This window comes from Kitasatospora sp. NPDC059673, from assembly GCF_042734215.1.
GTDB lineage: Bacteria > Actinomycetota > Actinomycetes > Streptomycetales > Streptomycetaceae > Kitasatospora.
Genome location: NZ_JBHWEN010000003.1, coordinates 68,092 through 82,318, shown reverse-complemented (window position 1 = coordinate 82,318; position 14,227 = coordinate 68,092). Strand labels below are relative to the sequence as shown.

Sequence of the window (14,227 nt, the reverse complement as noted above, 5' to 3'; positions counted from 1 at the left end):
GGCTCAGGCCGGGGCGGTGGACCGCCGCACCACCAGCGAGGTCGCCAACGGCGCGGCCGGCGGCGGCAGTTCACCGCCCAGCAGGGCCACCAGGGTGGCCAGGCCGGTCCGGCCGAGCTGCTCCCCCGGCAGGTCGACGGTGGTCAGCGGCGGGCTGAGCAGCTCCGCGACCGGAATGTTGTCCATGCCGACCACCGACAGGTCGCCGGGAATCCGCAGCCCCAGCTCGTCGGCCGCCTGGTACAGCCCGGACGCCACCACGTCGTCGTCGCACACCACGGCACGCGGCCGGTCCGGCCCGGCCAGCAGCTCCCGGGCCGCCCGCGCCGCCTCCCGGCTGCCCTCGTTCAGACTGACCGCGCGCTCCTGCACGGCCAACTCCGCGGCCGCCGCCGCGAACGCCGCCTGCCGGACCCGGAAGGTGTACGCGGAGTGCACCGACCGCAGGTAGCCGATCCGCCGGTGGCCCAGCGCCGCCAGGTGATCGACTGCGGCCCGCATGCCCGCGGTCAGGTCCAGCTCGACGGTGGGACGGCCGGGGTTGGCCGCCGGGTCGGCGTCCAGGAACACCGCCGCGGTGTCGGCGGGCAGAGCGCCGAGTTGCTTGTCGTCCGGGGAACAGATCAGCAGACCGTCGAAACGGCCCGCGGCGGCGGCCTCGGCGAGCGTCGCCGCGTCCCAACCGCTGGAGACCACCACCGAGAGGCCGTGCCGGGCCGCCTCCTCGTGCACACCGGTCAGCACCCGGCCGAAGAACGGACCGAGCAGGTTCGGCACCGCCAGCAGCACCATCCCGCTGCGGCCCAACCGCAACTGCCGGCCGGCCGCCTGCGGGCGATAGCCCAGCTCCCGGGCAGCATCGGTGATCCGCTGCCGGGTGGCGTCCGAGACCCGGTGCCCCGCGCTGCCGGAGAACACCAGCGAGACCGTCGCCTGCGACACCCCCGCCAGCCGGGCCACGTCCCGCCCGGTCGGCCGCCGCCGCGCCCCCTCGCCGGACCCCGAGTCCGACACGCCCGTCAGCCGGCCTGCGCCTGCCGGGCGGCAGCGGCCCGGGCCGCTTCGTCCGCGTCGTCCTCGGCAGCGTCCCGGGCGACCGAGCGGGCCTTGCGGCTCTCGATCCGGTTGGCGATCTGCGCCGACATCTCGTCCCGCTGCTTGCTCAGCACCACATAACTGATCGCCGACGACGCCACCATCGCCATGGCGACCAGCAGGATCAGCCCGAGGTCGCCGACCACCGGAACCACCCCGAAATGCGCCAGCAGCAGCCCCACCAGCAAGCACGCCAGAAAGATGCTCGCCCGCAGCGAGGTGTAGCGGAGCGTCGCGTTGATCTTGCTGCTCACCGGGGATCGTCCTTCACTGCCGGGTCGCGCCGGGAAGCGCGAGGGGGTAATGGCCCTCCCAGTGAAGCACGACCTCACACCCTCGAGGTTCCAGGGGAGCCCCGCAGGAGCACGCAGCACCCCACCGCCACCGCACACAGCCCGCCCGCCGCGTACCAGGTCGCGTCGTAGTTCCCGAAGCTGTCGCGGGCCAGGCCCGCCAACCCGGCCACCATCGCCGCGCCGATCTGGTGCGCCGCCAGCACCCACCCGAAAACGATCGGCGCATCCGCCCCGAAGTACCGGCGGCACAGCGCAACGGTCGGCGGCACGGTCGCCACCCAGTCGAGGCCGTAGAAGACGACGAAGGCGAGTATCGGCGGCCGCAGGCTCTCCCCGAACAGCGAGGGCAGCAGCACCAGCGACAGACCCCGCAGACCGTAGTAGGCAATCAGCAGCCGGGTCGAGTCGAACCGGTCGGTGAACCACCCGCTGGCAATCGTCCCGACCACGTCGAAGATCCCGATCAGGGCGAGCAGCGAGGCCCCGGTGGTGACGGGCATGCCGTGGTCGTGGGCGGCGGGGATGAAGTGGGTACCGACCAGACCGGCGGTGGTCGCACCGCAGATCGCGAAGGACGCCGCGAGCAGCCAGAACGCCCGGCTGCGGGTGGCCTCGCGCAGCACCCGCAGCGAGCGGGCGATCGCCGAGCCGTCGACCACCGGCGGTGCGGGCGCCTCGGTGGCCCCGTACGGCAGCAGGCCGAGATCCGCGGGGCGTTCGCGCATCAGCACCAGGACGGGGACGGCGACGGCAGTGGCGGCGAGCGAGATGACCACCACCGCGGTCCGCCAGCCCTGGTGTTCGACCAACGCGGCCAGTACCGGCATGAAGATCAGGTTGCCCGCCGCGCCGGCGGCGGTGAGCACGCCGGTGACCAGGCCCTGCCTGGCCTGGAACCAGCGTCCGGAGATGGTGGTGGCGAACGCGCCCGCCATCGAGCCGCTGCCGAGGCCGACCAGGACGCCCCAGCAGAGGATCAGTTGCCAGGCCGCGGTCATCAGGACGGTGAGCCCGGCGCCGACCGAGATCGTCAGCAGCGCACAGACCACCACCAGGCGGACGCCGAAGCGGTCCATCAGGGCGGCGGCGAAGGGGGCGGTGAGGCCGTAGAGGGTGAGGTTGACGGAGACGGCGCTGGAGATGGTGGCGTGCGACCAGCCGAACTCGTTGTGCAGGGCGTCCATCATCAGGCCGGGCGCGGAGCGGAATCCGGCGGAGCCGACCAGGACGACCAGCGAGACGGCGGCGACGATCCAGCCGTAGTGCAGGCGCGGGGCGGGCCGTGGCGGGGCCGGGTCGGCGACGGGTGTGGTGGTGAGTTCGTTCACCCGCCGAGTCTGCGGTTCCGGGCCCCGCCGCCACGACGGGGTTTGCTGCCATCTCCCGTCGAGATCCTGACGCGTCAGTGGCCGCCGGCGACCGGTCCGGCGTCGGGGACCCGGCGCAGGCCGCGGATGGGCGGGCTGAGCAGCAGCGCGGCGGCGGTCAGCACGGTGACCACGCCGCCGACCACCAGGACGTGCTGTGCGCCGAAGGCCTGCATGGCGGGTCCGGCCAGGGCGGAACCGAGCGGGAACATGCAGACGGAGCCGGCCACTTCGTACGCGTGGATGCGGTTGAGCACCTCGCCGGGCACCTGGGTCTGCACGCTGGTGGCCCACATGACGCCCCAGAAGCTGATGCCGATGCCGGAGATCAGCTGGGCCGTGCCGATGGCCGGCCAGGGCAGGTCGAAGGCGAGCGCGAACTGCTGGAGCGGGAAGACCAGGAGGGCGAGCGCGCCGGCCGCGAGCGGGCGGGCGGGCTTGAGCCGGATCGCGATCAGGCCGCCGATCACGGTGCCGGCGCCGAACATGCCGTTCAGGATGCCGAACACGGTGGCGCCGTGGACGGGCACCATCAGCGAGCCGAGCAGCGGGGTGAGCGGGCCCCAGGAGAGCACCGTGAAGATCATCCAGATCAGGATGACGCCCCACATCCAGCTGCGGGAGCGGAATTCGTGCCAGCCCTCGACCAGGTTCCGCCACAGGCTGTCGCCGGGCGGCGGGGCGGGGACGGGGCCGAGCCGCAGGGCCAGCAGCGAGCCGGCGCTGATCGCGTACATCAGGCCGGCGATGACCATCACCCAGCCGGTGGAGGCGGCGGCGAGCAGGCCGGCCAGCGGCGGCCCGGCCAGGGTGGTGAGCGCCTCGGAGATGCGCAGGATGCCGTTGGCGCCCTGCACGTCGCGGGCCACCAGCGGGACGGTGGAGGCGGCGCCGGGCTGGAACATGGCGGCGGCGGTGCCGGCCAGCGCGAGCAGCAGGTACAGCTGCCAGATCTCGTCGATGCCGCGGAAGAACAGCACCGCGAGCAGCGCCCGGGTGGTGAGGTTGAGCAGGTCGGCGAAGATCATCAGCCGGCGGGCGGTGAACCGGTCCGCGAGGACGCCGCCGACCAGCACCAGGCCGGCGAACGGGGCGAGCAGGAAGGCCATCGCGTAGCCGACCGTGGAGGGCGAGTGGCCGGTGGTGAGGAGTCCGGTGGTGACGGCCACGGGGAGCATCGCGTCGCTCAGCAGGCCGGCCGAGCGGGCGGTGAAGTAGAGCCGGAAATTGCCCGACCAGATGGCGGGCCCGGTGGGGGTACTGACGCGCAGGGTGGGGGCGGCGTCGAGTTCTGGTGCGGTCACGACCCACAGTTTTGGTGTAGACCACCGCCGGTTTCCAGTGCTTTTGGATCACGATGCGGCGTCCGAGCGGCAACTGACCGGACGACAGCTCGCCGCGCGCGCCCCGAGCACGGCACGGCGGGCTGTCGTCCGGGTCTGCGTCCGGGCCCTGAAGCCGTGACGCCCGGCGTCCCGATCTCGCCGAGGTTCCGGGCGGATGCGGCCAACGACCCCCTGAGTGTCGGCACCGCCCGGGCTCCCTCGGCGTCCCCTCGCAACGGAACGCCGCACCCAAGAGTGATCAGTCGGATACGTCACGTCAATGGGTTGTCCGAAATTCAGATGGATCACCGGGAGCGCGGACAGCGCACGCGTGGCGCGCCCGGACCCGCCGTCAGGCGTTCAGCGCGCCGTGACGACCGGCTGCTCCGCCCGCTCGGACACCGCGGCCACCGGGCCGATCTCGCACCACACCCGCTTGCCTGAGCCGTCCGGGTACCAGCCCCAGCGCTCGCACAGCAGTTCCACCAGCTCCAGGCCGCGCCCGTTGGTGGCCTCCGCGTCGGCCCCGGCGTGCCGGGGGGCGGGGGCGGCGCAGCTGGCGTCCGCGACCTCCACCCGGACCCCCGGCGGGGCGTCCGGGCCGGCCGGCATCAACAGGCGCAGCACCGCCGGACAGCCGGTGTGCACCACCGCGTTGGTGACCAGTTCGGAGACCACCAGCACCAGTGTCTCGGCGACCGGCGAGTCCGGGTCGAGCCCCCCGGCCTCCAACCGGGCGCGCACCCAGCGCCGGGCCCGTGAGACCTCCGCCGGGTCCGCCTGGACCGCCAGCTGTACCTGAAGTACCTGCACCGTTCCACCACCCGCACTCGGTATTCGGCCCGCTTGATCCCGCCGGTCCGGTCGGCCGCGCCTCACGGAGGCCGCCGATCCGTACTGCCCATGGCATCGACACGAATACGCCCCAGAATGATTCCGGGACCAGGTCGCAGCAAGCGCTTCGGGCATATTCCAGCGTTCGGGGGATGTCTCGGTGCATACTGTCCCGCTCACCCTGCCGGGGTTCGCACGACCGGTCGGCGGCACCGCCGCCGCGGGTAACCCCGACCGTACTCCCCACGCCCCGTCACCACCGGGCCGCCACGAGCGAACCACCCTTCCTACAAATGTCCAGCGCTCCTCGAACGCCGGGCATGTCGTCAGGCGAACACCACGGTCCGGGTGCCGTTCAGCAGCACCCGCCGCTCGCTGTGCCACTTCACCGCGCGGGCCAGCGCCTGGCACTCGACGTCCCGGCCGAGCGCCACCAGCTGCTCCGGCGTCACGTCGTGGGTGACCCGGGCGACCTCCTGCTCGATGATCGGGCCCTCGTCCAGGTCGGCGGTGACGTAGTGCGCGGTCGCACCGATCAGCTTCACGCCTCGGGCGTGCGCCTGGTGGTAGGGGCGCGCGCCCTTGAAGCTCGGCAGGAACGAGTGGTGGATGTTGATCACCCGGCCGGACAGTTCCTTGCACAGCCCGTCCGACAGCACCTGCATGTAGCGGGCCAGCACCACCAGTTCGACCCGCTCCCGCTCGACCAGGTCGAGCAGCTGCTGCTCGGCCTGCGCCTTGGTGTCCTTGGTGACCGGTACGTAGTGGAACGGGACACCGTAGGACTCGGTCAGCGCCCGGAAGTCGGTGTGGTTGGACACCACACCGACGATGTCCACCGGCAGCGCCCCGATCCGGGTCCGGAACAGCAGGTCGTTCAGGCAGTGCCCGAACTTCGAGACCAGCAGCAGCACCCGCATCCGCTCCGCGGACTCGTGGATCTGCCAGTCCATCCGGAACGAGGCGCCGACCGCCGCGAACGACGCCCGCAGCTTCTCCGCCGTCACCGGCTGCTCGGCCGTGAAGTGCACCCGCATGAAGAACAGCCCGGTACCGGCGTCGCCGAACTGCTGGCTGTCGATGATGTTGCAGCCCGTCATGAACAGATAGCTGGAGACCGCGTGCACGATGCCCTGCTTGTCGGGACAGGACAGCGTGAGAACGTACTGGGAGTGGGCAGTCTCTTCCATGTCGCGGGGTCCCGTTTCTCGGCTCTGGTGCGGACGGATCGCCCAGCCTGGCACAAATCCGCCCGCCGCGCGGCCACCGCCCGCCACCCGAGACCGCGCGGCACCCCCCACCGCTCAGCGGTGCGCGGTCAGTTGCCGCACCTCGGCCGGCGTGGACGGCGGCAGGTCCGGATCCGTACCGTCGTTGACGGCCAGCCGGTGGTGCGCCTCACGCGCCGCCCGCACCGCCTCCGGCCAGTCCGGGTGCCCGAGGTAGACGGCCGCCGGGGCGTCCTCGCCGACCTGGTGCACGATCCGCAGCACCCGCAGCACCGCCGCGTCCACCGCGACCGCCTCCGCGGAATCCCGGAACACCGAACCCACGTACTTCTCCGCCGACCAGCGATCCAGCCAGCTGTCCTCGACCAGCCGGTACACCGCGTCGCCGGGATCCCCGTAGTCGCCCTGTCCGTCCAGCCAGGCCGACTGCTGGAAGCCGGGGTCGGAGAGCATGTGCAACGCCGAACGGATCCGGGCGCGCCAGCGCCACCAAGGCAGGTCAGTCAGGGGCATGACGCCCATCGTGCTGGAGCGGCCGCCCGTTCGAGAAGAGTTTCGGGCAGAACGGTACGGAGAATCCACGCTGTCGGACACGGGAGATGATCGTACGTTCCCAGGCCGGTCGGCCTCCACACGCGTCGTCATCACACCCGCGCACTCCGTGTTCCTCCCCCGTTGGCGGACCGTTCACATCGCGTCCCTCTCACCGTGCGCGGGCCGCACCACCCTGGACCCGCCGAACCTGCGCAACGAAGCACGGGTCAGTCCCCGCAGCATGTCCAGGGAGGAACAGAGCACCATGACGCGGACCGGAACCCCCCACCCGAGACCCGCCGTCAGCGGCCGCCACCACCACCGCACCACCGGCGCCCTCGCCGCCGGCCTGGTGCTGCCCGCCCTGCTCTCCGCCACCGCGTGCGGCGGCCCGGCCGCAGCCGACGCCACCGACCGGGACGTCACTGTGATGACCTTCGCCCCGTCCGGCACCGGCGCCGCCGACCGGCCCGGCATGACGGCCCTCGCCGAAGCCATCGGCCGCGACCTGAACGCGCACGGCGGCCTGAACGGCCGCAAGGTCCACATCCTCACCTGCAACGAACACGACACCACCGAGGGCGCCACCGCCTGCGCCAACCAGGCCGCCGACGCGCACGCCGTCGCCGTGGTCGGCTCCGCCAGCCAGTACGGCGGCAACTTCATCCCCGTCCTGGAAGCCGCCGGCATCCCCTTCATCGGCGGCTACGGCCTCTCCACCCCCGAGTTCAGCAGCCCGCTGTCCTACCCCGTCAACGGCGGCACCCCCGCCCTGGTCGCGGGCAGCGGCCGCCAGCTGATCGAGGCCGGCTGCAAGCAGATCGCCCTGATCCGCCCCGACAGCCGGGCCGGTGACGCCCTGGTCAACTACCTCGGCACCGCCGTCAAGCAGACCGGCATCAAAATCACCGACGTCAAGGCCCCCGAGAAGTCCAACGACTACTCCCCCTACGCCCGGCGGGCCATCGGCGACGACCGGCCCGGCAACTGCGTGCTCTCCGCGCTCGGCGCCGAACCCACCGCCAACCTGCTCGACCCCTACCGCCGGGCCAACCCGAAGAACACCCAACTCGCCTCGGTCATCGGCTCGTTCCAGCAGTCCGTGGTCGACTCCACCGGCGGCGACAACGGCCCGCTGCGCGGCGCGTACGCCACCGGCTGGTTCCCCGCCGAGAGTTCCCCCGTCTGGGACAACCTGCGCGCCACCGCCCGCACCTACGGCAACGGCACCACCATCGACGTCACCGACCCCGGCGTCCAGACCACCTGGGTCGCCTACACCGTCCTGCGCCAGGCCGCCGGCCGCATCGACCCCTCCCGGCCACTCACCGCGAAGGCCCTCCAGACCGTCCTCGACAGCGGCGACCCCATCGACACCGGCGGCACCACCCCACCCCTCAGCTGGGGCGTCACCAGCATGCTCCCCACCGCCGACTCCCCCCGCCTGGTGAACACCTCCGTCACCTTCCAACAGGTCCAGAACGGCCGCCTGGTCGAAAAGCACCAGGGCTTCACCAACGTCCGCACCATCCTCGCGGGCTGACGGCTGAGGGCTGAGGGGTACGAAGACAGGGGCGCGTGGGGGTACCTCCCGGCCCGCCAGGGCTGGGGGAGAACTGCGCGAAGGGGAACGCACCCGTCGGAAAGATCGCGACGCAGGACAATGACCTGCACGTGCTCGCGACCAGCTGACGCGCGCCCCTGTCTTCGCTCGCGCTACAGCTCCGTCGCGCCCTTCTCCGGCAGCCCCGTCTTCGACGCGATCGCGCTCCACAGCTTCGACGCCTGCTCCTTCGCCGTCGTCGCGGAGCCACTCGCGGTGTTGCCGTTGCGGTAGTGGTCGTTGTCCTTCGCCTTGCCCCCGTCGCAACCCGCGACCATGTCCCCGGCCCACAGGGCGTATTCGGAGTCGGCGGTGGAGGACGCCTGCCACGCCTTCTGCAGTTGCTCCACCAGCTTGCCGCCGTCGGTGAGCTGGTCCACCTTCAGGTCGCCGAGCTTCTTCAGCAGGTCCTGCCGCTGCGCGGCGGCCGCCGTCAGCGCGGCCTGCGCGTCCGGCAGACCCTGGCACTTGCCCACGGCCGTCACCGCGTTGACCACCGAGGTGCGGCTGGCACTCGCGGTGCCGAGCAGGTCGGACATCGCCTGCGCCTGCGCCTTCACCTCCGGCCCGACCGCGCCGTCCCCGCCGCCGCCACCACCGGCCGGCGCGGACGCCGACTGGCTGCTCGAACTCTTGGCCTTGGCCTGGTTCTTCTTGGAGTCGTCGCCGCCGCCACCGCCGCTGGCGAACACACCGATCAGCACCGCGATCACCGCGACACCGGCCACGCCCGCACCGATCAGCACCTTGGTGTTGGGCTTGCGGCCGCCCCCGTTCGCCGACCCGCCGCGCCCCGGCTCCGGCGCCGCCTGGTACGGCTGCTGCGCCTGCGGCTGCTGCGGGACCGCACCGTACGCGCCGCCGTAGCTCGGCTGCGCGGGGGCGGGCGCCGGGTACTGCTGCTGCCCGCCGAACGTCCCTCCGGCGTAGCCCTGTTGCGGGAATCCGATCTGGGTCGGCGCGTTCGGCGCGGCCGCCACGGACGGGTCGCCCGTCGGGTAGGGCGGCAGGTACTGGGTGGCCCCGGCGTCGCCCTGCGGAGCACCCGGCGCGGAGGGGGCGGCCTGCTGCGGCGCGCCCCAGTACTCGGGGCTGCCGCTCTGCCCCAGCGGCGGGACGGACTGCTGCTGCGGAACGGGGCTCGGCGGCTGCGGCTGGGCATACGGGGGCTGCGAGGCGGCCTGCACCGGGGTACCGGTGCCCTGACCGTCCGTGGCGGGCTCCGGCCGGAACAGGTCGTCCAGATTGAAGTCGCCGGATTTCGGATACGAGCGGCGCTGGCTCAACGCGATTACCTCACCTGTGCACGGCACCGGGATCCCGGGCCTTTCGGTTGCCCCGCCGGGTTGCTGACGACGGACCACAACTGCGAGGCCACGCTACCGGTTCACCGGCACAGGTGACTACGTGGGCTGCTGTTCTGTGCTATTGCTTCACGAAGCCCAGTCGCCTCACCTGTACCGGCCCGCCCCGCCCACCTGCTACGCGGCCTCCCCGTCCATCCGGGCGTGGAACTCGCGGACCGCCCGGTGGCTCCGGTACGGCTCCAGTCGGCTGCGGAAGTCGTCCAGGTACTCCACGCCCCGGTTCGAGCGCAGCCCGCTGAGCAGCCGGACCGCCTCGGTGCCGGTCTCGCAGGCGCGTTCCAGGTCGCGCTGCTGGAGCTGGGCGGTGGCGAGCAGCACCAGGTCGACGGCGCGCCGGCGGACCCGGTGCGCGGGGTGCAGTTCGAGCGCGGTGCGGGCGTAGTGCTCGGCCCGCTCGCCCTGCTGGAGGTCCCGGTGGCAGTGCGCCAACTCGTCGGCCAGGTAGGCCTCGTCGAAGTGCACGATCCAGTCCGGGTCGTCGGCGGGGTTGCGGCGCTCCATCGCGGCGAGCGCCTTCGCGGCGACCGCCTCGCAGGCGTACGCGTCGCCGAGCAGGGCGTGGCCGCGGGCCTCGGCGGCGTAGAACATCGCCATCGCGGTGGGGGTGGCCACCGTGCGGGCGCCTTCCTGGGCGGCGCGGGCGAGTTGGGCGATCTCCCGGGGGTTGCCGAGGGTCGCGGCGAGGTGGCTCATCGAAGCGGCCAGCACGTAGCCGCCGTAGCCGCGGTCGTCGGCGGCCTGGGCGAGGCGCAGCGCCTGGATGTAGTAGCGCTGGGCGAGGCCGGACTGGCCGGTGTCGACCGCCATGTAGCCGGCCAGTTCGGTCAGCCGGGCTACGGCGCCGAAGAGTTGACGGCCCGTCTCGTCGCGGTAGGAGCCGCCGAGGAAGCCGGAGACCACGCTGTTGAGGTAGTGCACCACGACGGGGCGGACGTGGCCGCTGCCGAACCGGTGGTCGAGGTCGACCAGCATCTGGGTGGTGGCGCGGATCGCCGCCACGTCGGCCAGGCCGACCCGGGTGCCGCCGGTGCGGGCGACCACCGGGTCGGGCGGGGTGATCAGCCAGTCCCGGCTGGGTTCGACCAGGGCGGAGGCGGCGACGGTGGTGCCGGCCAGGAAGTCGCGCTTGCCGACGTCGCTGCGCCACAGCTCACAGATCTGCTCCAGCGCGGTGGCCAGGCTGGGCGCGAACTGGAGTCCGACGGCGGAGCTGAGGCTCTTGCCGTCGGCCATGCCGATCTCGTCCACGGTGACGCCGCGGCCGAGCTTGCGGCCGAGGGCCTCGGCGATGACGGCGGGCGCCTGCCCGCGTGGTTGTTGCCCGCGCAGCCAGCGGGCGACGGACGTCTTGTCGTATCGCAGGTCGAGCCCGTGTTCGGCTCCGCAGAGGTTGACCCGGCGGGCCAGGCCCGCGTTGGAGCAGCCTGCCTCCTGGATCAGCTGCTGCAGACGCTCGTTCGGCTCTCGTGCGACGAGTGGTCTCGCGGCCATGGGATTTTTCCGCCTCCCCAACGCCGTCCGGACCCGACCGGAGGGCGACGACTGTGCAACACCATGCGGAATACCCACGGTGACGTACCCACTCCCCACGCGCCCTGCTGAATGCCCCTGTGCGCCCCCACTGCGCCCGTTACCGCCCCTCTCGCAACGGGGGGTTCCGACCAGGATCACCGTCCCGGGTGACAACGCGCGCCCCGTTCGAATCGTTCGTCGGCGGCCCGTAACCCCCACTCACGGACGGTAGTTGTGCTCCACGTGGACAACGCCTCCCAAGCCCCCGAACCCGACCCGACGTCACTGCTGGCCGAAGCCGTCCGCTGTGCCGAGGTCCGCCACTGGGAGGTGGTCCCCGGGGCATGGCTGGTCGACGACGGTCGCACCCGCTGCTCCTGCGGCGATCCGCGCTGCGCACTCCCCGGCGCACACCCCGTCGGCGCGGACTGGGGGCTGCTGGCCAGTGTCGGGTCGGCGGTGGTCCGCGGGTGGTGGACGGAGCAGCCGCAGGCGTCGATCCTGCTGCCCACCGGCCGGGCGTTCGACGTGCTGGACGTGCCGGAGGTGGCGGGCTGCCTGGCGCTGGCCCGGATGGAGCGGATGGGGCTGCAGCTCGGTCCGGTGGTCTCGGTGCCGGCCGCGGCGGGGCGGCGCGGCCGGCGGCTGCACTTCCTGGTGCTGCCCGGCGCGGTCGCCAAGCTGCCGGAGCTGCTGCGGCAGATCGGCTGCACCCCGGACGGACTGGACCTGGTGGCGCGCGGCGAGGGCGATTGGGTGGTGGCCCCGCCGTCCCGGTTCGGCGGGCACGCGTCCGCGCTGTGGGCCAGGCCGCCGACGGCGCAGAACCGGTGGCTGCCGGACGCGGTGGAGCTGGTCAGCCCGCTGGCGTACGCCTGCCGGCGCGACCCGTCGGCCCCGCGCCCCGTCCTGCGGGAGGCCGCCGCGGTGCACTGAGCGGGCCCGCGGTGAGCCCGGGTGCCGCGCCGCCGGGCGTTCGGAGCGCGATCTTCCGGAAATGAGTCGTCATACCCGCAGGTCAGCGGGACAAGCCAACCGATCGGGTGACAGCGCTCAAGGATTGGCCGCGGCGACCGAGGGGATCATCCTCAGCGTCGGCACGGGGTCGATGGAGCGGAAGGAGCGGGCGGGCCGAGAGCGTGGGGGACTGCCGGGAGGGCGTTCGGTCGGGGAAGCCGAGTGCGGCAGCGGGAGGGAACCGGAGGGGATCAGGGAGGGAGTCGGGGGAGGGAGGGCGCGAGGGGCCCGGTGCGGGGACACCGGGCCCCGAAGCGTGCGCCGAGGCCCCGGGAGCGGCGCCCGTCGGCTACGGCTGGGCGACGAACACGTGCGCGGCGATCTCCTTGCCGAGCTCGGCCGCGCCGTCGCCGGTGCCGACCACCACACCACCGGCCGCCGGGGCGACCCGCACCGTCGCGCCGGGGCGGACGCCCGCGCGGCGCAGGGTGCGCATCAGCTCGCCGTCGGTCTGGATCGGCTCGCCGATCCGCCGCACCACCACGTCCGCGCCGTCCTTGCCGGCCACCGACTCCAGCGTCACCAGCCCGGCGTCGAAGCCCTCGCCCTCGGCCTTGGTGTCGCCGAGCTCGTCCAGGCCCGGGATCGGGTTGCCGTACGGGGACTGGGTGGGGTGGCCGAGCATGGCGAGCACCTTGCGCTCGACCGTCTCGCTCATCACGTGCTCCCAGCGGCAGGCCTCCTCGTGAACCTGCTCCCACTCCAGGCCGATCACGTCCACCAGCAGGCACTCGGCGATGCGGTGCTTGCGCATCACCCGCACCGCCAGCCGACGGCCCTCCACGGTCAGTTCGAGGTGCCGGTCCTCGGCGACCTGGAGCAGGCCGTCGCGTTCCATCCGGCCCACCGTCTGGCTCACCGTCGGGCCGGACTGCTCCAGCCGCTCGGCGATCCGGGCACGCATCGGGGTGATGCCTTCTTCCTCCAGCTCCAGGATGGTGCGGAGGTACATCTCAGTGGTGTCGATCAGCCCTGACATCGCCCCTGGCTCCGTTCTTCGGTGTCCTCACCGCCAATTCTGACGTACGGAGATGACAACCCGGTGCGCTGCGCGGTTGTGCCCGGGCCTGCGCGGGCCCGGTGCAGGCACCGGAGCGCCCCGCCCGACGGTTGACAGCCGGGCGCGGCAGGGGCCACCGTGCACGCCGTAGCTTTCCCCACGCGGCCCGGCCCCCGGACCGCCCGCGCGCTCGGACGGAGCACGAGATGACCGAACTGGTCGGCCGTTACCTGGACGCCGCCGTGGCCCACCTGGAGCGGATCCGCGCCGAGGAGGGCGAGAACATCGACGCCGCCGCCGAGCTGCTGGCCGAGGCGGTCGAGCACGGCCGGCGGATCTTCACCTTCGGCGCCGGGCACTCCTCGCTGGCCGCCCAGGACGTGGTCTACCGGGCCGGCGGCCTGGTGGTGATGAACCTCCTCAACGTGCCCGGCATGACCGGCGTGAACGTGATGCCCGCACACCTGGGCAGCGCGCTGGAGCGGGTCTCCGGGCTGGCCACCACCACCCTCGACCTGACGCCCGCGCGCAGCGGCGACCTGCTGTTCCTGATCTCGCTCTCCGGCCGCCAGGTGATGCCGGTCGAACTCGCCCGGCACGCCCGCGACCGCGGCCTGAAGGTGATCGGCGTGACCTCCCTGGCGTATCCCGCCGCAGTGAGCTCCAACCACCCGTCCGGCACCTACCTCAAGGACAACTGCGACCTGGTGCTGGACAGCAAGATCGCCCCCGGCGACGGCGAACTCGACCACCCCGGCGCGGGCGCCCCGTTCGGCTCGGTCTCCACCATCGTCACCAGCGCGCTGATGCAGTCCGTGATGGCCGCCGCCACCGCCAAGCTCGCCGACCGCGGCATCACCCCGCCGCTGTTCCGCTCCGGCAACGTGGACGGCGGCACCGAATGGAACAACAAGGTGATCGCCGACAACGCGGAGCGCGTCCTCTACGCCTGGTGACCGCCCGCCGGACCGCCCCGCGCCCCCGGCGCAACCCCGCGCATTCGGCCAACTCCGGTGCTGGTCGCGTAAGTTCGACCGACACTGGGAAG

13 protein-coding genes are annotated in these 14,227 nt (G+C 72.8%); 3 read left to right on the top strand and 10 right to left on the bottom strand.

What is annotated here, in order from left to right:
* Positions 1–3: 3 nt before the first annotated feature.
* The 7 genes from ACFV18_RS05100 to ACFV18_RS05070 form a co-directional block, all read right to left on the bottom strand.
* The gene (locus tag ACFV18_RS05100) at positions 4–1,014 is read right to left on the bottom strand and encodes a LacI family DNA-binding transcriptional regulator (protein WP_380479418.1); all 1,011 of its coding nucleotides are present in this window, start codon (positions 1,012–1,014) and stop codon (positions 4–6) included.
* A 5-nt stretch (positions 1,015–1,019) separates the two neighbouring features.
* Entirely contained in the window at positions 1,020–1,349 is a 330-nt protein-coding gene (locus ACFV18_RS05095; RefSeq protein ID WP_380479416.1) for a DUF4229 domain-containing protein, read from the bottom strand.
* 74 nt (positions 1,350–1,423) lie between these two features.
* Positions 1,424–2,719 carry an MFS transporter gene (locus ACFV18_RS05090; RefSeq protein WP_380479414.1) on the bottom strand — a complete coding sequence of 432 codons (1,296 nt, stop codon included), beginning with the start codon at positions 2,717–2,719 and terminating at the stop codon, positions 1,424–1,426.
* Between the two features lie 74 nt (positions 2,720–2,793).
* Positions 2,794–4,062, bottom strand: a complete 1,269-nt coding sequence (locus ACFV18_RS05085; RefSeq protein ID WP_380479412.1) for an MFS transporter — start codon at positions 4,060–4,062, stop codon at positions 2,794–2,796.
* A gap of 381 nt (positions 4,063–4,443) precedes the next feature.
* Positions 4,444–4,896 (bottom strand): ATP-binding protein, encoded by a 453-nt coding sequence (locus tag ACFV18_RS05080; RefSeq protein ID WP_380479410.1) that lies wholly within the window; start codon positions 4,894–4,896, stop codon positions 4,444–4,446.
* Between the two features lie 347 nt (positions 4,897–5,243).
* Positions 5,244–6,107: a formyltetrahydrofolate deformylase gene (gene purU / locus ACFV18_RS05075; RefSeq protein WP_380479408.1), complete on the bottom strand. Its 864-nt coding sequence runs from the start codon at positions 6,105–6,107 to the stop codon at positions 5,244–5,246.
* A 114-nt stretch (positions 6,108–6,221) separates the two neighbouring features.
* Positions 6,222–6,659, bottom strand: coding sequence for a hypothetical protein (locus ACFV18_RS05070; protein ID WP_380479406.1), 438 nt, complete (start codon positions 6,657–6,659; stop codon positions 6,222–6,224).
* 286 nt (positions 6,660–6,945) lie between these two features.
* Between ACFV18_RS05070 and ACFV18_RS05065 the strand changes: the two genes are divergently transcribed.
* A complete protein-coding gene (locus ACFV18_RS05065; RefSeq protein ID WP_380479403.1) occupies positions 6,946–8,223 on the top strand; it encodes an ABC transporter substrate-binding protein in 1,278 nt (425 codons plus the stop codon).
* A 173-nt stretch (positions 8,224–8,396) separates the two neighbouring features.
* Here ACFV18_RS05065 and ACFV18_RS05060 read toward each other — a convergent pair whose 3' ends face one another.
* Both ACFV18_RS05060 and ACFV18_RS05055 read right to left on the bottom strand, forming a co-directional pair.
* Positions 8,397–9,569 carry a hypothetical protein gene (locus ACFV18_RS05060; RefSeq protein WP_380479400.1) on the bottom strand — a complete coding sequence of 391 codons (1,173 nt, stop codon included), beginning with the start codon at positions 9,567–9,569 and terminating at the stop codon, positions 8,397–8,399.
* Positions 9,570–9,764: 195 nt separating this feature from the next.
* Positions 9,765–11,141: a transcriptional regulator gene (locus ACFV18_RS05055; protein ID WP_380479398.1), complete on the bottom strand. Its 1,377-nt coding sequence runs from the start codon at positions 11,139–11,141 to the stop codon at positions 9,765–9,767.
* Positions 11,142–11,396: 255 nt separating this feature from the next.
* Here ACFV18_RS05055 and ACFV18_RS05050 point away from each other — a divergent pair, with 255 nt between their 5' ends.
* Entirely contained in the window at positions 11,397–12,098 is a 702-nt protein-coding gene (locus ACFV18_RS05050; RefSeq protein ID WP_380479396.1) for a bifunctional DNA primase/polymerase, read from the top strand.
* Positions 12,099–12,468: 370 nt separating this feature from the next.
* Here ACFV18_RS05050 and ACFV18_RS05045 read toward each other — a convergent pair whose 3' ends face one another.
* A complete protein-coding gene (locus tag ACFV18_RS05045; protein ID WP_380479394.1) occupies positions 12,469–13,158 on the bottom strand; it encodes a metal-dependent transcriptional regulator in 690 nt (229 codons plus the stop codon).
* Between the two features lie 227 nt (positions 13,159–13,385).
* On the opposite strand from ACFV18_RS05045, the gene ACFV18_RS05040 reads away from it, so the two are divergent.
* Positions 13,386–14,135, top strand: coding sequence for a sugar isomerase domain-containing protein (locus ACFV18_RS05040; protein WP_380479392.1), 750 nt, complete (start codon positions 13,386–13,388; stop codon positions 14,133–14,135).
* Positions 14,136–14,227 lie beyond the last annotated feature (92 nt).

What these genes read in the sequence shown, in the direction of transcription:
- ACFV18_RS05065 (WP_380479403.1), top strand. Translation starts at nt 6,946, where the DNA reads ATGACGCGGACCGGAACCCCCCACCCGAGACCCGCCGTCAGCGGCCGC.
- ACFV18_RS05070 (WP_380479406.1), bottom strand. Translation starts at nt 6,659, where the DNA reads ATGCCCCTGACTGACCTGCCTTGGTGGCGCTGGCGCGCCCGGATCCGT.
- purU (WP_380479408.1), bottom strand. Translation starts at nt 6,107, where the DNA reads ATGGAAGAGACTGCCCACTCCCAGTACGTTCTCACGCTGTCCTGTCCC.
- ACFV18_RS05045 (WP_380479394.1), bottom strand. Translation starts at nt 13,158, where the DNA reads ATGTCAGGGCTGATCGACACCACTGAGATGTACCTCCGCACCATCCTG.
- ACFV18_RS05055 (WP_380479398.1), bottom strand. Translation starts at nt 11,141, where the DNA reads ATGGCCGCGAGACCACTCGTCGCACGAGAGCCGAACGAGCGTCTGCAG.
- ACFV18_RS05040 (WP_380479392.1), top strand. Translation starts at nt 13,386, where the DNA reads ATGACCGAACTGGTCGGCCGTTACCTGGACGCCGCCGTGGCCCACCTG.